At 41.3% G+C, this 20305-nt stretch carries 16 protein-coding genes, 2 pseudogenes and 1 CRISPR repeat array; of the genes and pseudogenes, 10 read left to right on the top strand and 8 right to left on the bottom strand.

Going from position 1 to position 20305, the window contains the following annotated elements:
• Window positions 1–6 precede the first annotated feature (6 nt).
• From hypA to CLI64_RS18755, 6 genes and pseudogenes are all read left to right on the top strand, one after another.
• Window positions 7–348: a hydrogenase maturation nickel metallochaperone HypA gene (gene hypA / locus CLI64_RS18775; RefSeq protein ID WP_103138628.1), complete on the top strand. Its 342-nt coding sequence runs from the start codon at window positions 7–9 to the stop codon at window positions 346–348.
• Window positions 339–1184, top strand: coding sequence for a hydrogenase nickel incorporation protein HypB (gene hypB, locus CLI64_RS18770; RefSeq protein WP_103138627.1), 846 nt, complete (start codon window positions 339–341; stop codon window positions 1182–1184). The genes hypA and hypB overlap by 10 nt, the downstream gene beginning before the upstream one ends.
• 249 nt (window positions 1185–1433) lie before the next feature.
• A pseudogene (locus CLI64_RS18765) lies at window positions 1434–1835 on the top strand (Coq4 family protein); the annotation flags it as partial.
• Window positions 1836–1945: 110 nt separating this feature from the next.
• A complete protein-coding gene (locus CLI64_RS31630; RefSeq protein ID WP_225977389.1) occupies window positions 1946–2323 on the top strand; it encodes a transposase in 378 nt (125 codons plus the stop codon).
• Entirely contained in the window at window positions 2262–3254 is a 993-nt protein-coding gene (locus tag CLI64_RS18760; protein WP_225977388.1) for a transposase, read from the top strand. The genes CLI64_RS31630 and CLI64_RS18760 overlap by 62 nt, the downstream gene beginning before the upstream one ends.
• A gap of 85 nt (window positions 3255–3339) precedes the next feature.
• Window positions 3340–3636: pseudogene (locus tag CLI64_RS18755) on the top strand (Coq4 family protein); the annotation flags it as partial.
• A gap of 253 nt (window positions 3637–3889) precedes the next feature.
• On the opposite strand, the gene CLI64_RS18750 reads toward CLI64_RS18755, so the two are convergent.
• Window positions 3890–4759 carry an alpha/beta fold hydrolase gene (locus tag CLI64_RS18750; RefSeq protein ID WP_103138626.1) on the bottom strand — a complete coding sequence of 290 codons (870 nt, stop codon included), beginning with the start codon at window positions 4757–4759 and terminating at the stop codon, window positions 3890–3892.
• Between the two features lie 92 nt (window positions 4760–4851).
• Window positions 4852–5727: an AraC family transcriptional regulator gene (locus tag CLI64_RS18745; RefSeq protein WP_103138625.1), complete on the bottom strand. Its 876-nt coding sequence runs from the start codon at window positions 5725–5727 to the stop codon at window positions 4852–4854.
• 241 nt (window positions 5728–5968) lie between these two features.
• A CRISPR array of direct repeats spans window positions 5969–7565; the repeat unit is 37 nt; unit sequence GTTTCAGTCCCCTTGCGGGGAAATGGTTGATGGAAAC.
• 426 nt (window positions 7566–7991) lie between these two features.
• Between CLI64_RS18745 and tpiA the strand changes: the two genes are divergently transcribed.
• Together tpiA and folP are read left to right on the top strand one after the other, a co-directional pair.
• Window positions 7992–8684: a triose-phosphate isomerase gene (tpiA, locus tag CLI64_RS18740; RefSeq protein WP_374703978.1), complete on the top strand. Its 693-nt coding sequence runs from the start codon at window positions 7992–7994 to the stop codon at window positions 8682–8684.
• A 205-nt stretch (window positions 8685–8889) separates the two neighbouring features.
• Window positions 8890–9732 (top strand): dihydropteroate synthase, encoded by an 843-nt coding sequence (gene folP, locus CLI64_RS18735; protein WP_225977387.1) that lies wholly within the window; start codon window positions 8890–8892, stop codon window positions 9730–9732.
• A 270-nt stretch (window positions 9733–10002) separates the two neighbouring features.
• Here the strand turns inward: folP and CLI64_RS18730 are convergent, their stop codons facing one another.
• The 6 genes from CLI64_RS18730 to fabI all read right to left on the bottom strand — a co-directional run bounded on the left by CLI64_RS18730 (window position 10003) and on the right by fabI (window position 17250).
• Window positions 10003–10839: an SPFH domain-containing protein gene (locus tag CLI64_RS18730; RefSeq protein ID WP_103138622.1), complete on the bottom strand. Its 837-nt coding sequence runs from the start codon at window positions 10837–10839 to the stop codon at window positions 10003–10005.
• Between the two features lie 483 nt (window positions 10840–11322).
• Window positions 11323–12798, bottom strand: a complete 1476-nt coding sequence (locus tag CLI64_RS18720) for a polysaccharide biosynthesis/export family protein (protein ID WP_103138620.1) — start codon at window positions 12796–12798, stop codon at window positions 11323–11325.
• Between the two features lie 563 nt (window positions 12799–13361).
• Complete coding sequence (locus CLI64_RS18715; protein ID WP_103138619.1) at window positions 13362–14345, bottom strand: ABC transporter ATP-binding protein; 984 nt, start codon at window positions 14343–14345, stop codon at window positions 13362–13364.
• A gap of 226 nt (window positions 14346–14571) precedes the next feature.
• Window positions 14572–15468 (bottom strand): bile acid:sodium symporter family protein, encoded by an 897-nt coding sequence (locus CLI64_RS18710; RefSeq protein ID WP_103138618.1) that lies wholly within the window; start codon window positions 15466–15468, stop codon window positions 14572–14574.
• 207 nt (window positions 15469–15675) lie between these two features.
• A complete protein-coding gene (gene hisB, locus CLI64_RS18705; RefSeq protein ID WP_103138617.1) occupies window positions 15676–16305 on the bottom strand; it encodes an imidazoleglycerol-phosphate dehydratase HisB in 630 nt (209 codons plus the stop codon).
• A 168-nt stretch (window positions 16306–16473) separates the two neighbouring features.
• Window positions 16474–17250, bottom strand: a complete 777-nt coding sequence (gene fabI, locus CLI64_RS18700; protein WP_103138616.1) for an enoyl-ACP reductase FabI — start codon at window positions 17248–17250, stop codon at window positions 16474–16476.
• A gap of 631 nt (window positions 17251–17881) precedes the next feature.
• Between fabI and ntcA the strand changes: the two genes are divergently transcribed.
• Both ntcA and CLI64_RS18690 read left to right on the top strand, forming a co-directional pair.
• Window positions 17882–18553 carry a global nitrogen regulator NtcA gene (gene ntcA, locus CLI64_RS18695; RefSeq protein WP_017321409.1) on the top strand — a complete coding sequence of 224 codons (672 nt, stop codon included), beginning with the start codon at window positions 17882–17884 and terminating at the stop codon, window positions 18551–18553.
• Window positions 18554–18856: 303 nt separating this feature from the next.
• Window positions 18857–20269, top strand: coding sequence for a DUF3084 domain-containing protein (locus tag CLI64_RS18690; protein WP_103138615.1), 1413 nt, complete (start codon window positions 18857–18859; stop codon window positions 20267–20269).
• The last annotated feature ends 36 nt before the right edge of the window (window positions 20270–20305 follow it).

Here is a 20305-nt window from a genome sequence, read left to right as displayed (position 1 = left end):
TTTTTCATGCACGAACTAGGAATCATACAAAATATTGTCGCTATTGTGAGTGAATATGCCCAAGGTACAAAAGTCCGCCGAGTTGCTTTAGAAATTGGCAAACTTTCGGCAATTATGCCAGAGGCGATTAATTTTTGCTTTGATATTTGTACCCAAGGCACAATTCTCGAAGGTGCAACCTTAGAAATTATTGAAATTCCTGGTTTAGCCAAATGTCGCCAATGTGGTGCAGAAATTGCCATCGACAAACCATTTGGTCTATGTAAATGTGGTAGCGTTCACTTAGATATTCTCACTGGTGAAGAACTAAAAATTAAAGAAATAGAGGTTGAGGAAGTATGTGTGTAACTTGCGGTTGTTCTGATGATGCTGAAGGCAAAATTACTAACTTAGAAACAGGGGAAATAGAACACAATCACCATCACCATACACACACTTTACCTGATGGTACAGTAATTACCCATACCCATGATCATGAATATGAAGCATCTCACGTTCATGCAAAAATTCATGGAACAACCATATCTCTAGAACAAGAAATTTTAGGTAAGAATAATTTAATAGCTGCCCAAAATCGGGGATGGTTTAAGGGTCGTAATATTCTGGCATTAAATTTAATGAGTTCTCCTGGTGCGGGGAAAACTACTCTATTAACTCGCACAATTAATGATTTAAAAAATCAATTACCAATAAATGTCATTGAAGGCGATCAAGAAACAATTAATGATGCTCAAAAGATTAAAGAAACAGGCTGTAAAGTTGTGCAAATTAATACGGGTACAGGCTGTCATTTAGACGCATCAATGATTGAAAGGGGTTTAGAACAACTTAAGCCGCCATTAAACTCAGTTTTAATGATTGAAAATGTCGGTAATTTAGTTTGTCCCGCTTTATTTGATTTAGGAGAACAGGCAAAAGTTGTAATTCTTTCAGTGACAGAAGGCGAAGATAAACCGATTAAATATCCGCATATGTTCCGTGCCAGTGAGATTATGATTCTTACCAAAATAGACTTATTACCATATATCAACTTTGATGTGCAGCGTTGTATAGAATATGCCCAACAAGTTAATCCCAATATCCAAATTTTTCAAGTTTCTGCAACTACAGGTGCAGGCTTAGATAGTTGGTATAAATGGCTTCAGGAAAAAGTTTTGAACTGTGCAAATTTAGTGAATGCTTAAGTCAGCATATTTGAGTTAAGAAAATAGTTGAAGTTTTAAAAAACCCCGATTTATGTAAAAAATCGGGGTTTGTATTTATACTTATCTGAACTTGTATTGGTTTAAAGGTCATTTATAAATGAAAAATAAAATTCAAGATGATTACAAATACCTCTGGAGATTCATGAAAATTTTGATTAGCTTGCCAAAAATTGAGGTAAATATTCTCCTCTAGACTTGGCGTGTAAATATTAAACTAACAAAATAACCATGAATAATGTAATTAACTACAACAACGATAAAGGACTCCTCGCCTATATTGAATTTTTAGCTGCTAGCAGCCTCAAACCCAGAAATGGTAATACTGACCCAGTATTTGACTTTGAGGATGCTCTAGACCAAACAGAAATGGCACAGTTAGCAGTTGATGAATTAAAGAAAATTCCAGAAGTCAATACTTTATTTCAGGAACGCTGGCTACCTGTACCTTTTGATTTAGATGAATTAGCTAACTTTCCAGAGGGAACTTTAGGTCATATCTACGCTAGAGAGATGAAAGCTAGAGGTTTCGACCCTGATTTTTACAAAAAAGTCCCTGTAGTTGATGACATTTCCTATCTCAAAATGCTGTGGCGTTCTACCCATGATATTTATCATATAGTTGCGGGATTCTGGAGTTTAGACTAGTTCCCGGTGCGACAACGAAAAATAAGGGGTGTGCTTGAACACAGTCCCCTATTAGCAGAAGCTGAGAGAAGAACCACCAACTCTCATCTGCCAATATGAACCGTGCCAAATTAGAGGAATTTCGTCAAGCAGCGTATAACTATCTAGGTAGAGCGCATGATGCAACATTTGAACTGATGGATGCAATATTGCTAACTCGGAACGCTTACAGTTTGGCAGATTTATCACTATCACCAGCATTTAGACGCAAGTGGTCAAGTATTTATGAAGCGTTACAAGATAGCAGGCCACAGCGACAAAAATTGATGCAGTTATACATCAAACAGATGCCACACCAGGGTCGTCCGTTGTTGGCTGGCGACCATACAGCTTGGCCAAGGCCAGATGCGGTAACGCTACAGGAAAGGACAATTGAACACAGCAGTGTCTCAATGGGAGGTGACAAACCAATCACCATTGGTCAGGGGCTATAGCACCATTGCTTGGATACCGGAGAGTTCGGGCAGTTGGGCATTACCATTGAGACACGAGCGAATTACCAGTTGGGAAAGCCCAATCCAGAAAGCAGCATGGCAATTACAACAAGTTTGTGAAAATTTACCTACCAGACCAATTTCGGTTTGGGATAGTGAGTACGGGTGCGCTCCTTTCGTTTTGAAGACGAGTAATATTAAAGCAGACATTTTGGTACGTTTGCGTTCAAATCTTTGTTTATGGGGCGCACCACCACCATATTCTGGCAAGGGACGACCGAGAAAACATGGTGATAAATTTAAGTTGAATGATGCTTCGACATGGACTCAAGCCATTCAAACTATAGAAGTAAATCATCCAAAACTAGGACGTATCAAGGTGAGCTTGTGGTCAAATTTTCATTTTCGGAAAGCCGCTACACGTCCGATGTCCTTGATTCGGGTTGAGCGTCTTGATGAGCTTGGCAACTTGCGGGTGTCAAAACCTTTGTGGTTGGCTTGGCTGGGAGAACAAATGCCGCCTTTAGAAGAAGTTTGGCAACTCTACTTGCGGCGTTTTACTGTTGACCACTGGTATCGCTTTTTGAAGCAACGCTTACACTGGACTCTTCCCAAGCTACGTACCCCTAAGCAATGTGAGCGTTGGAGTGACTTAATGCCCATCATGACTTGGGAATTGTGGTTAGCCCGTGATATCGTTGCAGACAACCCTTTACCTTGGCAAAAGTTATTAGTTAGTTTGACTCCAGGTAGGGTTGCTCAGGCGATGGGAAGTATTTTAGCGACGATTGGTACTCCTGCCCGTCCGCCCAAACCTCGCGGAAAGTCCCCTGGCTGGAAGACTGGACAACCCCGACAACGTAGAATTCGCTATCCTGTTGTTAGAAAAACTACAACTAAGCCACGTAAGCAACAATCAGAATCTGCTTAAGATTGTCGATTTTTATGTCTAATGCCTATTTATTTTCAACTCAGCCTTCCTGGGTCATTTTTTGCTGCTTAGTCTAAACTCCAGGGGATTTGATACTGATGTTATTGGGGAAATTGGACTCCAAGCATTCGTTTTAGCTCAGACTCCAATTCCTATCAGTGTGATGTTAGTAAGTTTTGGTATGGTAATGATCAGTCTTTATCAACCGACAAGGTTGAATGATTTAATGACAGAAATAGCTCGCGGCTATAGACTAGGTTCTCAGACTCAGGGTAAACTGATAGCCCAAAAATGGGATCAGTTTTGGGATGTACAAGTGAGTAAAATTCGTGCAAGTTTAGGAATGACAACCATAGACCGTGAGTTAGTCAAAGTTGTCTAGTAAATACCTAATTTAAAGTCCAATACCGTTCAGTTAGCGTCAAAAACCTTAAACCGCGTAGGTTGGGTTGAGGAACAAAACCCAACATTTTCGCCGATTTGTTGGGTTTCACTTCGTACCCCTACGGGGAAGCAAGCTACAACCCAACCTACATTTATTCTTAACTGAACCGTATTGATTTAAAGTCAGCTATTCACTAACAAAACACAACCAATCATGAAATTTTATGTTTCTTAGTCCTAATCCCTACTCCTTAGTTATTATTCAATTCAAGCGAATGTTTTTTGAGCCAATTTAGTAATAATTGATTTACCTGCTGTGGTTGCTCAAGCATAAACCAATGACCTGCATCTGTAATCTTTTCATACTTCCAATCTGCTGAGATGTATTTTCCAGAATTTCGCATTTGTGACTCCCATAAAAATTCATCTTGATTACCCCAAATACCAAAGGTAGGAACTGGAATTGCTACAGGTTCAGGTAATTCTCCAGCTAAAGCAGCTAGCAAATAATTAGGTACGGGATTGGCTTTTTCTAGTCGCTGCATATTTGCTAATATACCTGGTTTGAGAGTATTTTCTAAAATCTCTTCTCTGTTGGGATGACTACGCAGAACTTCTCGAAGTAAGTAACTATTGTTGACTTGATATAGTTGAGGCGCGACATCATGAATATTTAAAAAGTAAATCCACAAAAATTGCACATTTTCAAGAGATGTTGTTAAAAATTCTGCCAAATGTCCTACAGACATGGCTGTAAATGTTTGCAATTTTTCTGTGTGTGCTGCTAGTTCCCAAGCAATAACAGCACCATAATCATGAGCAATACAATGGACTTTTGTAACTGCTAATTTCTCTAGCAGGGAAATCATGTCATTGACTAAATTAGCCAACTGATAGCGACTTATATCTGTAGGTGTTTCACTTAAACCGTAACCTAATAAATCTGGACAAATTACACGATATCCATGTTCTAATAAAGCGGTTATTTGATGTTTCCATAAATTGCCGTCGTCAGGCCAACCATGAATTAATAAAACAGTTTCTTCCCCTGTACCGGAATCTCTAACAAAGTATTCAACCCCATTTAGTTCTATCATCTTAGCTGGAAGATTATTAAGCATACAATTGAGTGAATTAGTGTAGAACAATTCACACTTTAGCGATATCCCTAAAATCAAGTCGCGCCTGTTTTTGCCAACACAGCACATTCTTGCTATAACTTTCTAAATTCACTAGGAGACATCCCAACTAAGCGGCGAAAATGACGACTAAGATGAGTCGGATGGGCAAAACCGCACTCTAAAGCAATTTCTGTAATGTTATATTCTGGCTTTTGAAGTAATTGTTTTGCTAGTTCTATACGTTGTCTAATAATATATTGATGTGGTGGTAGGTGCATTGATTTCTTAAACAATCTAGCAAAGTGAAATTGGCTGATTCCTGCAACTTCAGCTAAATTGTCTAAACTAATATCTTCGGCTAAATTTGCTTGAATATAATCCAAGACAATTTTAAGTTTATGTTTCGGTAATGTTCCATAATTATGAAAACTATTGAGTTTTGATACGGTAAATTGTTTAATTAAATGAATCATCAACGCTGCTGCAAAGGATTCACCATACAATCTACCTGCGGGACATCCTGCTTCTAAATCTGCTTTGAGTACGCTGGTGAGAGTCTGAACAATGGGATCAAATATTTGCCATTGTGGAAGAAATTCTATTTGCTGATTATCTAAGGTTTCACTAGCTAATTTTGCAAATAATTTGGGGTCAAATACTAGCACTGTAAAGTTTAGTTGTTCTCGCCAACTTGTCCAATGCTGAGTATGAGCAGGACAAAAAAAGGTTTCATTGCCTCTAAGCTTATAAGATAAAAATTGATTATCTAAGCGGCGTTCATGGTCTGAACTGGAGTTAGAATCTATAACTTCTAATATATGAAATGGGATATTATGCTGATTAATTTCTGCCCCTGGATGTTGATAATAAGCCAAAAAAACATTTTGCCATCCAGATGCTTTACTTGTTAGTATCGGTGGATTGGGAATGATTTGATGACTTAAATCTTCTAATAAATGGGGTTGCATACAGTAGATGTGTGAGTAAAGCCGCCACACGTATCACTTTACATCAAATTATTCAACCCACTTGCACCATCCATACCAAAAAACTCAAAATTGATAATGACCTCAGAACGTGCTTTTTCTGTATCAACAGCGATCGCTCAAGGAAATCCTCTAAAATAGCTTGTAAATTGACTGTAGGGCATGGTTAGAGATTTTGTTCACTAGAAACGGTATTCATCGCTATAGAAAATTGTCTGCTGATATTTCAGTCCCCTTGCGGGGAAATGGTTGATGGAAACTTTTCTAGGAAATCTACTAGGTACACAACTAAGGATAGTTTCAGTCCCCTTGCGGGGAAATGGTTGATGGAAACGACGAGATGCCAAGTTGCGCTTGCCGTAAATTATTTGTTTCAGTCCCCTTGCGGGGAAATGGTTGATGGAAACCTCGTTCTACAAATCTACCCCCGAAAACTTCTGCTAGTTTCAGTCCCCTTGCGGGGAAATGGTTGATGGAAACTGTTGGGGACTTTGAGGTAAATGTTTCTGGGACTGAGGAAACGTTTCAGTCCCCTTGCGGGGAAATGGTTGATGGAAACGCTAATAAATCAGATTCTCTTGCTGTTAGTGCTAGTTTCAGTCCCCTTGCGGGGAAATGGTTGATGGAAACAACCCTGAAAAATTACCCTGTTTGGCAACTTCATAGTTTCAGTCCCCTTGCGGGGAAATGGTTGATGGAAACAAACAGGCTATGTTTCTCCGTTTGGCACGGCTGGGACGTTTCAGTCCCCTTGCGGGGAAATGGTTGATGGAAACCAATGGCACGCCTACCGCAGCCGGTTTGAAGGTTTCTGCACATTGCCCGTTTCAGTCCCCTTGCGGGGAAATGGTTGATGGAAACAACTTAACACCCCCAGATTTACTTCAAAAAACACTCTGTTTCAGTCCCCTTGCGGGGAAATGGTTGATGGAAACCTGGTGCTGCTGGTTTGATTGTTGCTGTTTCTAGTCGTTTCAGTCCCCTTGCGGGGAAATGGTTGATGGAAACCCTTGGTATAAATCTGAAATTGATGTTTATTAGTATAAGTTTCAGTCCCCTTGCGGGGAAATGGTTGATGGAAACTTGTAGTACAATATGTCCATATTTGAGGGATTGCCGGTTTCAGTCCCCTTGCGGGGAAATGGTTGATGGAAACCTTGCCCTTGCATTTCATATTCTGAAAACTGCAACCTGGGTTTCAGTCCCCTTGCGGGGAAATGGTTGATGGAAACGACAAATCAATTGATGGTCTGAAAGATGATACAGAGTTTCAGTCCCCTTGCGGGGAAATGGTTGATGGAAACCTAATAAAGAAGTATTAAATTGTGTATTACTTGTACCGTTTCAGTCCCCTTGCGGGGAAATGGTTGATGGAAACATCGCAATTCTCGCAACTATCAGCTTTTTTGCAATGGTTTCAGTCCCCTTGCGGGGAAATGGTTGATGGAAACGTGTTCCCAAAGTGCAGTTCCTCGGCTTCCTTAGGTTTCAGTCCCCTTGCGGGGAAATGGTTGATGGAAACAGTTAAATATCCATCTTGTTCAAGATGAAACGGGGCGAAGTTTCAGTCCCCTTGCGGGGAAATGGTTGATGGAAACGTTGATTCGGCGGCTATTACTGCTAAGTTCCTGACTACTAGTTTCAGTCCCCTTGCGGGGAAATGGTTGATGGAAACACAACAACAAAAATGTCATCCAAACTCGATTTTTAAAGTTTCAGTCCCCTTGCGGGGAAATGGTTGATGGAAACCCAGAGGGATTAACTGTAAATCTGCAAAATTTACGTTTCAGTCCCCTTGCGGGGAAATGGTTGATGGAAACAGCTCGGTACTGAAACTTATATAGAGCAAGCTTCCTGGGGAGCATTTTGACGAGTCGCAAAATTAGGTCGATTTCAGCCCACCTTATTGCGAGTTATTCTCAACTTCCCAAATTATTGAAACGCTGTAATTATTATGTTGTCAAGGTTCTGGCGATTTTGACGAATCCCTGGGGTTTTTGACCCCGCTTCGACTTGTCAAACATCAAGCTGATTACCTAATCATAAGATGACTATTTGCTACTGTCGAGGGTTTTCTTAAAAATTAAGAATCATACAGCAAATCTATGTGTATCAGGTTTTGCTGGAAATGGAATTAAGATGCTAATTACATCCCAAAAAGTTTTAGACTGAAAAGTGCATCTAGTAGCGTTAAGAACTTGACTAAATCACCTGTGCGAAAAATCGTTATTGCCGGTAACTGGAAAATGTTCAAAACCCAGGCAGAAACACAAGAGTTTTTGACAGGGTTTCTGCCATCCTTACAAGAAACACCTTCCGAAAGGGAAGTAGTTTTATGTCCTCCGTTCACTGATCTCAGCGTTCTATCCAAGAGTTTACACGGTAGCCTCATACAATTGGGAGCGCAAAACGTCCATTGGGAAGAAAGTGGTGCGTACACGGGTGAAATTTCTGGCCCCATGTTAGTAGAACTTGGTGTACGTTACGTCATCGTCGGTCATAGCGAACGCCGACAATATTTTGGCGAAACAGACCAAACTGTGAATTTGCGCCTGAAAGCTGCCCAAAAGCACGGTTTAACCCCCATTCTTTGTGTAGGCGAAACCAAGCAACAGCGAGACGCTGGCGAAACAGAATCATTGATCATCGGTCAACTAGAACAAGACCTAGTAAATGTTGATCAAGACAATTTAGTAATTGCTTACGAACCGATTTGGGCTATTGGTACTGGTGACACTTGTGAAACCACAGAAGCTAATCGCGTCATTGGCTTAATTCGCAATCAGTTAAAGAATCCCAATGTTCCTATCCAATATGGCGGTTCAGTGAAGCCAAACAACATTGATGAAATTATGGCACAGCCAGAAATTGATGGTGTGCTGGTGGGTGGTGCAAGTTTAGAACCTGCGAGTTTTGCTCGTATTGTCAATTATCAGTAGTTGGGGATTGGGGATTGGGGACTAGGAATTTTAGATTTTAGATTTTGGATTTTAGATTGAATCCAATCCAAAAGACGCGCTCCTGCTACGCTATCGTCAATCCCAAATCCATAATTGAAAAGCTAGCGACTGGGAAGTGTGGGAGTGATGAACTTCCGACTTCCGTTAGTCTAGCGGGATGATTCCATTCCGACTTGATTTATTTATGGGTTTAATCATACGCGATCGCTGTTTCGACTGGGGACAGCGTACTTATCTAATGGGAGTATTAAACGTTACTCCTGATAGTTTTAGTGATGGTGGTGAATTTAATAATGTTGCGGCGGCTTTATCCCAAGCCCAGGCAATGGTGGCAGCTGGTGCCGATATTATCGATGTCGGTGGACAATCCACCAGGCCTGGTGCCGAGCAAATTAGCCTAGAAGATGAACTCAACCGCGTATTGCCAATTATTGAGGCATTACGACCCAAAATTTCTGTACCAATTTCAGTAGATACAACTAGGGCTGATGTCGCCAAAGCATCTGTAGAAGCTGGAGCCGATATCATTAACGATATTTCTGGCGGTACATTTGATGAGCAAATGTTGCCCACAGCCGCCAGTTTAGGTGTACCTATTGTCTTGATGCACATTCAAGGGACACCCCAGACAATGCAACAAATGACTAATTATCAGGACGTAGTCAAAGAAATTGCGAGTTTTTTGGCTAAACAGATAGCCATAGCCACCGATTTGGGCATTGATTCCACCAAAATCATCATTGATCCTGGTATTGGTTTTGCCAAGAACTATGAGCAGAACTTAGAAATTTTGCGCCGCTTAGAAGAATTGCGATCGCTTAATTGTCCTATCTTAGTAGGAGTCTCCCGCAAAAGTTTTATTGGACGCATTTTAAATCAACCAGACCCAAAAGCCAGAGTCTGGGGAACAGCTGCGGCTTGTTGTGCAGCCATCTTCAATGGAGCTGATATCCTCCGCATTCATGATGTCAAAGAAATCAGCGATGTCTCCCTAGTTGCAGATGCCATATTTAGGGAAATCAATTAGAAACTGAATCATACCAATTTTAGATTTTGGATTCAAACTCCAGATTTGTACCCTATTTAAGTTGCATAAAGCCAGGGCTAAAGCCCTTACTACAAGCGAATCAGTCTGGAAAAATGAATGACGATTGGCTTACCCACACCAATTTAGTTTGGTGAATGATTCCCAACACTCAGCACCGGCTAAACGCCGCGCTACCGCTAACAGCACGGGCTAAACGCCCCGCTTCCGCTAACAGCACTCACTACTCAGCACTCATCACTCCCCACTCCCCTAACCATGTTCAGAACTTTTCCCATTACCTTCAGTATTAGTTGATTCCGCGATGACTTCCTTCATCAATTCACCAGTTTTACCAGGATCTACAAACACAACCTTGGCATTTGGGCTTTCTCCTAGCTTGTAGCTAGCATTAATATAATCTTGAGCCACTAAATAGCGCAGAATTTCCTTACTTTCAGGATTACTACGCAAACCTTCTGCAATAATCTGCATGGAAGTCATAGTTCCTTCTGCTTTCTTAATTGCAGCTTGTCTTTCCGCTTCAGCTTCCGTAATCAACGCCCGTTTTTTAATTTCCGCAGCGCGTTCTTCTTCCATTGATTTACGCACACTCTCTGGTGGTGTAATTCTTTGAATATCTAAGCGAATAATCTCAACACCCCAGTCAATCGTTGTACTGTTCAACTGGTCTAGGATGGCTTTATCCATCTCCGCCCTCGTCACATTAGTTTCTTCCACAGTGTTCCGAGCAATAATTTCTCTTAGTGTGGTTGTAGCTAACTGTGTCAGAGAACCTTGTAAATCTTCAATTGCGTAAAAGCTTTTCTCTATATCTTTGATACGCCAGAACAACACAGCATCAACTTCTAAATAAATATTATCTTTTGTAATGATGTTCTGGGGTTTAATGTCAATGAACTGCTCTCGTGTGGTATCTTCCATCACAATCTGATCCACCAAAGGCACCACAAAGTTTAAACCTGGTGTCAGTGTACGGTGTTTTCTGCCCAAGCGTTCCACAAGGGCTGCATTACCTTCATTGATGATTTTGGCAGATCCCAAGGCATAGGCTATCAGTGCTAAGACTACAGCAATAATTGGCTCCATATATGCTCCTATTAGCTTTTAAGGAGATTTTAGTTTAAAGGACATGGTACTACCATGTTCTACATTTCAGTCTAATGTTTTGAGTTTGTAACTTGTAACTTTATAAACTGAGTAGTCAACAATTATAGTTATATCGACATCATCACCAGTAAACCACAAAATGTTGAGAGACTTTTGTTGAGCTTTCGGGAAATACGGGAATTGGGGACTGGGGATTGGGGATTGGGGATGGGGGAGCAGGGGGAGCAGGGGGAGCAAGGGAAGAAAAACTTCACTCATTACTCATTACTCAGCACTTGATAACTCACCACTCATAACTCATAACTTATTACTTATTACTCATTACTTATTACTCATTACTTATTACTCAGCACCGGCTAAACGCCGCGCTACCGCTAACAGCACTCACTACTCAGCACTCTCAAAAAACAATGGGGACGAAAGTATTTAACTTCCGTCCCCAAATGCTCAGTGTATTTGAAATTAAATTCCGAAAAATCTCAACATATTAAAGATAATACCTAGAGGCCCTGCTAGGATGTTAAGACCGTCAGTAGTTCTGGCAACACCAGACCGGTTAACTACTACCACATCATTGTTGCGAAGAATAGGATTACTTTCCTCATTGATTCCTTGACTGAAATCAACCTTAATCTCACGCTTAGTAACTGAACCGTTGGGGTTTAAGCGAATTAACTCTACGCTACCCTTACGCGCTCTAGCATCATTAAAACCACCAGCTGCCAGTAAAGCTTGGTTTAAGGAACTATTCGCTTGTAATGATACTGCTCCTGGCTGTTTGACTTCACCCACTACCCCGACTTGAATTTTGGCAGGAGATAAAGTTGTTGTTGCTAATTGAGTAGCTTCTGCTGGAGTGATTGCTGTGGCTGTCGGAATCACAATCGTGTCTCCATCTTGCACGATTACATCTTGATTGACATCGCCATTTTTCAATAATTCCCAGAGGTTGATATCTACAGTTTGTTCTGAACCTACTCTTGTGGGGCGACGTAGCTTAATATTGCGAATGTCAGCTTGGGATGTGATCCCACCAGCTAATTGAATAGCTCGTGACACATTGGGTAAACCAGAGCTAGCAGCCGTGCCATTTTGTCCATCTGTCGAACCTGCTGAAACTAGGTAAGAACCTGGGCGGTAAACTTCACCAATAACTGCGACGGTGCGCGGTGCAGTTTGGCTAGCTGCAAAGTTCGCTGCAAACAAATTACGTGCTTCTGCCACATTAAAAGTAGTGGCTGTTGGCACAACTATCACGTCACCATCCCGCAGGGTGATATCTTGGGCAGTATTACCAGTTTGAATGAGTTCCTTGAGATTGAGCGTTACCAGTTGCTCACCAGAACGCCCCGTTTTACGTTTAAGCTGTACTTGAGTAACATCGGCTGCTAAGGTAACTCCCTGTGCTGTCGTCAATGCAGCTAGGACAGTGGGATATTGTACCCCTGGATTGTTACCTGCACCACCTTGCAAACTCAGTGTATAAGCACCAGGACGGGTAACTTCTCCTGCAACCAAAACATTAATCGGGCGTGGAGATAAAAGATTAATAGAAATTTGCGGACGTTTCAGAAATCTACGATATTTTTCGGTAATAATATCAGCCGCTTGTTCAGTGGTTAAACCCAAAACAGAAACACTACCAATTAAAGGTAAATTAATTGCACCACCGGGCGGAATTTGGTATTCACCCGTATATTCAGGAACTTCAAAAACATTGACACGGATGAGGTCTCCACCGCCTAACAGATAATTTGTATCTGGTTGTTGGATAGGCGTGGATACGGGTCGGTTAATCCGAGGTACTGTTTGGGAATTGGGAAATACTGACTGTCCCTGAGCTAAACTGGCAGACGGCAAAATGAGATGAACAGCTGTTAACAAAGCTGCACCCACAGCTGGCTGGGCTAGAAATTTCAGCGAACCTGCGTTAACCATATTTACCTTAGACTCTGAGACTACAAGTGTTAAAGTATTGTCTAAACATTTTAATCTTGACTATACTTAAGTATTTAGGTTTCCCGACAATCTCATTTTCCTAAAAAAGCTATCTTTTCCGGAAGAATATTTTGACTAGGTTGTTGAATTTTTAATGAAGCACAATGGAATCTATGGATTTGATTGAGGTTTTAAATGACTTGCTGAAGTAGGTAACAGTGAAATGGAAACGGAGATGAATCATTTTAAAAGTTAGTTTTGTCAAGTATTCAAGCACAAATTTTATATTGTCTCTAGTTTTGGTTAATGTAGCAAAAACAACTTATATATCTCCTAATTAATCAAAGCTATTAGTGTCTAAATGACAGCTAATATTATGTCAAGCAAGACGTAATTACTTGAGCAATTTATATTTTTAATTGGTTACTTGTAAACCCATCTAAGGTTATACATTTTAATAATTCATGACAATAAATATACAGCAGATTTTTATCCCTAATATGTGATTTCTGTCAAAAAACACACAATAAGAGATTGATTATTTTTTCCCTATTGCCTATTGCCTATTCCCTATTTTCTGATTTTTGACTAATTTGTTGTATAAAAAACTCTTCTAAAGATTGGCGAGATAAATTAAGTGTAATAATTCTGCCATCCATCAAGCGCAAACTAGAGAGAAAATCATAGTAATCGCCTTGTAGAACACCATGCCAAGAACCGTCAGGTTCAAAAACTATACTAGGTAGCCATTTTTTGAGGATTGCCCAATCTCCACCCTCACCTTTGACATGATATGTTTCATCTTGGCCTAATAGTTCCCCCAGAGAACCGACACAGACTAATTCACCTTGGGACAAAATGGCGATGCGATCGCAAATCTGTTCCACTTCACTCAGAATATGACTATTAAAGAATATCGTCTTACCGGCGGCTTTGAGTGACAAAATAATTTCCCGCATCCGGTAACGTCCTAAAGGGTCTAGTCCTGACATCGGCTCATCTAGAAAGATTAATTCTGGGTCATTAATCAAAGCCTGCGCCATTCCCACCCGTTGTAACATCCCTTTGGAGTAGCGACGCATCTGTTTTTTGCGTGCATCAGTTTGAGATAAACCCACTAAATCCAGTAGTTCGGGAATGCGTTGACGTTGCACACTGACAGGGATCTCAAATAAGCCGGCGGCTAACTCTAAAAACTCCCAGCCTGTAAGATACTCATATAAATAAGGGTTTTCACTTAAATAGCCGATGTGTTGTTTAACTTGGCGATCGCCTAAAGGTTGACCCAAGAGTAAACCTCTACCACCACTAGGGCGAATAATTCCCAGTAACAGTTTTAACAGAGTAGTTTTCCCTGCCCCATTCGGCCCCAATAAACCAAAAGTTTCACCCTGATAAACAGTCAAAGAACAGCCTTTGAGGGAGACAACCTGTTGATTCATCCAAAAGCCTGTACGATATACCTTTCTTAAACCGGAAGTAATAACTACTGGCGGAACATCTTCAGTAGTCAATTGAGCATCAGCAGTGTCTTTGACAGATTTCATCTCAGTTGAATTAACACAGCGTTGGTAACAAGTTACTCAATAGGATAACTGCGATCGGCTCCAAGTGGTCAATAGTCGATGGTCAATAGTCATTAGTCATTAGTCAATAGTCATTAGTCATTAGTCATTAGTCATTAGTCAGCACTCATTACTCATTACTCATTACTCATTAGTATTTTTCCTCTCTTCCCCAGTCCCCAATCCCTAGTCCCCAATCCCCCACCCACTAAACCTTACTCTCCAGGGGTTTTCGCACTGGCGCGATCGCAGCTAGTTTTCTGCCGTAAACAATTGCCATAAACCCTGTAACGTTCATGAATAAACTGTAAACTGCTGCTGGGACTGCCATGTCGGGATTTTTGAGTAGTCCGGCGGTAATTGCTAGGGCAAGTGTGCCATTTTGCAGGCCGACTTCAATCGCAATGCAGATTTGTTGTGCAGGATTTAATTTTGAAAATTTACTAGTATAAAATCCTACTGCAATTGCCAGGGTATTTAAGAGAACAACGCCGACTCCGACTTGCACAATGAAGCCCGGAAGACGATTCCACTCGCGAATTACCAACAGGAGAATAATTGTTGCAAGTAAGGCGATCGCTAATTTACTGGTGACTTTTTCTAGACGACGAGCCAGTTCTGGGAAGATTTGTTTTAAAGTCATTCCCAAGACTACGGGTAAAATTGTCACCAGAAAAATTTGCGCGATGGTTGAGACAATGGGAAGTGCGATCGCGGCTGTTTGTCCCATAAAGTGCTGTAAGGCTAGGTTAGCCAAAACGGGAATTGTAAATACTGTAATCACACTGCTAACCGCAGTCAGTGTGACGGAAAGAGCAACATCACCCTTAGCCAAATATGTAATGACGTTTGAGGAGGGGCCGCCAGGACAGATAGCGACGATAATTAGTCCGACTGCGATCGCAGGTTGCATGGGGATCACTTTCGCAATCACAAAACCAATCGCAGGTAAAAACACTAACTGACTAATTAAGCCAACTGACACAGCCTTGGGATATTTCCTGATCCGTTGAAAATCCTCCGGTACAAGAGATAAACCCATTCCTAACATCATGATAGCCAAGGCTATAGGTAAGATAACCGCAGTAAAAACGTTTGCTTCCATAGTCAATTATTGATGAATGGATTTAAATAATTTTGGATTTTGGATTAAAGTTTTCAATTGAGGAATAATTGAAAATTACTTTAGTGAAAGCTTAAGTTTCAGGTTCAATTTATAAATAAAACATATAGGGGTGCAAAAATTTACACCCCGAAATTCGATTTTCTCTATTTGATTGATTCACATCATCAAAAACCTGATGAATTAGCCTCAAAGCACACCTTTAGAACTAGGAATAGTCCCAGCACGACGGGGATCAACTTCCACAGCGATGCGTACTGCTCTAGCAAAGGCTTTAAATGTGGCTTCAATAATGTGATGGGAATTAATACCATCTAACTGACGAATGTGCAGCGTCATTTGACTGTGGTTGACTAATGCCACAAAAAATTCTCGCACCAATTGGGTGTCGTAAGTCCCCACCCGTTCGGTAGGAATGGTTAAACCATAGCTGAGGTGAGGACGACCAGAAAAATCCAGTGCTACCTGGACTAACGCTTCATCTAAAGGAGCTAAAAAATTACCAAAGCGGACAATACCTTTTCTATCACCCAAAGCTTTATGTAAAGCCTGACCCAAGGTAATACCCACATCTTCGTTAGTATGATGGTCATCAATTTCCCAGTCTCCTGTAGCTTTCACCTCCAAATCAATTAAGCCGTGGGAAGCAATCTGATGCAACATATGATCTAAAAACGGAACACCCGTTTCGACTTTGCAAATACCACTACCATCTAAGTTGATGCTCACTTGTACATCAGTTTCACCAGTGGTGCGATGCACAGAAGCAATGCGAGGAACTGAAGAGAAATTAACTTGGGGATAATCGCTGATTTGCATAGGGAATAGGGACTGGGGATTGGGGATTGGGGATTGGGGATTGGGGATGCAAAAAATAAAAGTTAAGAACAGTTATCAGTTGTCAATTACTTGATCAAAGTTCACTGATCACTGTTAAAAGATTCTTTTATTTTCTTTTGCCTTTTGCTTTTTTACCTTTGACTTTTTTTACATTCCCATGATTTCATATCCTGAATCAACGTAAATCACTTGTCCGGTGATCCCACTAGACAAGTCACTAGCTAAGAAAGCTGCTGTGTTACCGACTTCTGTTTGGGTAACGGTGCGACGTAGGGGAGCAACTGCTTCTACATGGTGAATCATATCTAAAATTCCGCCCACAGCACTAGAGGCTAAAGTGCGAATAGGCCCGGCAGAAATGGCATTCACGCGGATATTTTGGGGGCCGAGTTCTGATGCTAAATACCGTACACTAGCTTCCAATCCAGCCTTAGCCACACCCATCACGTTGTAATTAGGAACTGCTCTCACACCACCCAAATAAGTCAGAGTAATAATACTTCCTCCTTCCGTCATTAATGGTTTAGCTGCACCGCTTAACTGTACTAGTGAATAGGTACTAATTTCTAAAGCTGTAGCGAATCCACCACGAGAAGTTTGACTAAAATCTCCACTTAAATCATCTTTGTTAGCAAAAGCTAAACAATGAATCAAAATATCTAGTCTGCCCCACTTATCGCGAATGGTATCAAAGGTAGATTGAATCTGTTCCTCATTTTGGACATTACAGGGAAGGAATAAGCTGGGGTTGAGAGGTTCTACTAGTTCAGCAACTTTCTTCTCCATTTTGCCCTTGTCATCCGGTAGATAGGTAATGCCAAGATTTGCACCTGCGGCGTGTAGTTGTTGGGCGATTCCCCAAGCAATGGAACGATTATTGGCAATACCTGTAACTAGAGCATTTTTTCCATTCAGATTCAGCATAGAAACCTTGGATGTGATCGGTTGATGAAATTGGGGACTGGTGAGTCAGCGCGGTCTTCTCTACGAGAGGCTGCGCCAAGGGGGTTTCCCCCATGTTGGCGTAAGCCTTTGCTACGCAACGCTACCGCGAACCCGTAAGGGTGCGACTGACGAACCCCGTTCGCGAAGCGTCCCGAAGGGAAGGGGGGATTGGGGACTGGGGATTGGGCATGATTGTTGATTTTCCTTGTTTCCTTAACCTTCCGTCTCCTGCCCCCTGTCTCCTGTCTTCATGAGCATACTAGAATCTGGGGCTTGTTGGTCTTGTTTTTATACAGGACTGGCAAAAATGATGATTAGGAATGATGATTTTGAGGTTTAAAATACATATTATTCCTTAAGATATTTTCAAGATTACTTAAGTTTTTAGTTGAAAAACCTGATAGTTCTATTAAGCAGAAGTATCTATCAAGAATTGCTAGCTAAAAAATGCAAAAATTAGGTATCATTATAAACAAATAGCTATGAAGTTATGGGTTGGAGTATAGGAAAGTACAGTTGGGTTAACGGTGCTTTATTGAATATTCAGGTGTATTCTTAGGTAATTAGTTTTTACTTTTTTGTTATTCCGGCATTGGGTAGGGGAAGGGAGATGATCGTGACACAAGATAAGGCCCTAGCAAATGTTTTTCGTCAAATGGCAACTGGAGCTTTTCCGCCAGTTGTCGAAACGTTTGAACGCAATAAAACGATCTTTTTTCCTGGCGATCCTGCCGAGCGAGTCTATTTCCTTTTGAAAGGCGCAGTGAAGCTTTCCAGGGTGTATGAGGCAGGAGAAGAAATTACAGTTGCACTACTGCGGGAAAATAGCGTTTTTGGAGTGCTGTCTTTATTGACAGGGAATAAATCTGATCGGTTTTACCATGCGGTGGCATTTACTCCTGTAGAATTGCTCTCTGCACCCATTGAACAAGTAGAGCAAGCACTCAAAGAGAATCCAGAATTATCAATGTTAATGCTGCGGGGTTTATCTTCGCGAATTTTGCAAACAGAAATGATGATTGAAACCTTAGCTCACCGAGATATGGGTTCAAGGTTGATTAGTTTTCTGTTAATTCTCTGTCGCGATTTCGGGATTCCTTGTGCTGATGGCATCACGATTGATTTAAAACTATCTCACCAAGCGATCGCAGAAGCCATTGGTTCAACTCGCGTCACCGTGACTAGATTACTAGGGGATCTACGTGAGAAAAAGATGATTTCCATTCACAAAAAGAAGATTACTGTGCATAAACCCGTGACTCTCAGCCGTCAGTTCACATAACATCAAGGGGATTGGGGGGAAAATGGTCTTGTGCTATATTGCTCTATATCACACCTGTAGTTGGCAGTGAATCTCAGATATTGAGCAACTTTAGCCATTGCCGACTCCCCATCCTCCACACACAAATGACCGCATCTCTATGGGTATACAGCCCATAAATTCATCCTTAAGGAAAATAATTAGACAATCTCAACAGTCTGTGAATACTGCTGGAGATACATGATTAATCGTGAGAGTTTCATAGCTATGGGGAGTGTCAATGAAAGAAGTGGGCTGTATCTGGAAACATTTCGGTAGCTGAAGATGACCACCGGGTACATCCTGATTGCAGCAATTTTAATTTTGGGAGGCGTAATTGCCACCGTTGGCGATCGCATCGGCACCAGGGTTGGCAAAGCACGCCTCTCTCTATTTAAGCTGCGTCCCAAAAACACGGCTGTACTAGTAACTATTTTCAGTGGTGTGTTGACGGCAGCCACCACTCTCGCCATTCTATTTTTAGTTGATGATGGTTTGCGAAAGGGAGTTTTTGAATTAGAAGATATCCTCAAAGACCTCAGACAAAAACGAGAACAACTCAAAGTCACAGAAGAACAGAAAACTCAAGCAGAAGTACAACGCAACCAAGCCAATCAAGCATTAGAAGTTACCAAAAAAGAGAAATTCACAGCGCAGCAAGATTTGGCACAAACCCAAACAAGACTCCAGCGCACCCAAAACGAACTGAAAAACCTGTACTCCCAAAGAAAAGGTTTACAAACAGTCGTCACTCAACTAGAAACAGAACGCAGACGCTTAATTGCCCAAATTGCTGAACGTCAAACAGCCATAGAAGAACGTGATCGCGAATTAAGTAACCGCAAACAAGCCATAGAAGAACGCGATCGTGAACTGAGTAATCGTCTACAAGCCATTAAACAACGCGATATCAAAATTGATCAACTAGATAAACTCATCCAGAAACGCAACTTAGAAATTGCCCAAAGAGAACAAGTAATTGCTAAACGCGAATCTTTACTCAAAGAATTAGAAAAACAACAGGACTATCTAGAACAGGAAGTGGCGAGACTGGAGAAGTATTACCAGTCATATCGCGACTTGCGCTTGGGTAAATTGGCCTTAGTGCGGGGTCAAGTGTTGGCGGCGGCGGTAGTGCGTATCAGTCGAGAAGTTACACCCCAGCAATTAGTTTCGCAACTGCTCCAAGAAGCCAACCGCAATGCTAGCATCGAACTAGCTGAACCTGGAACTCCCGCCAATACGCAGTTATTGCGCGTGACTCCCGACAGGATAGAACCACTGATCAAGCAAATTAGTGATGGACGAGAATATGTAGTCAGAATTTTCTCTGCTGGTAATTATGTCAGGGGAGAAAAGCAAATAGAATTTTTCGCTGATGCCGCTAGAAATGTTTTAGTATTTTCTGAAGGTGAGGTACTGGCGACAACCACAGCCGACCTCAAAACCATGACCTCTTATGAGTTAAGGCAAAGATTAGATTTATTAATTTCAGCCTCCCAATTTCGTGCCAGGAATGCCGGAATTGTTGAAAGCGTACAAATCGATGGAACTTTTATCCGCTTTGTTTCTTTATTAAGACAATTAGAACAACCAATAGAAATTAAAGCCGTAGCAGCAGAAAATACTTATACATCCGGGCCATTGAGAGTAAAATTAATAGCAATTCAAAATGGCAAAGTGGTTTTAAGCACTTAAAAGGGGACTGGGGATTGGGTATTAGGGACTGGGGAC

The sequence above is a fragment of the Nostoc sp. CENA543 genome (assembly GCF_002896875.1).
In the GTDB taxonomy this organism is placed as follows: Bacteria; Cyanobacteriota; Cyanobacteriia; order Cyanobacteriales; family Nostocaceae; genus Trichormus.
This window is presented reverse-complemented; position numbering and strand designations above follow the sequence as displayed.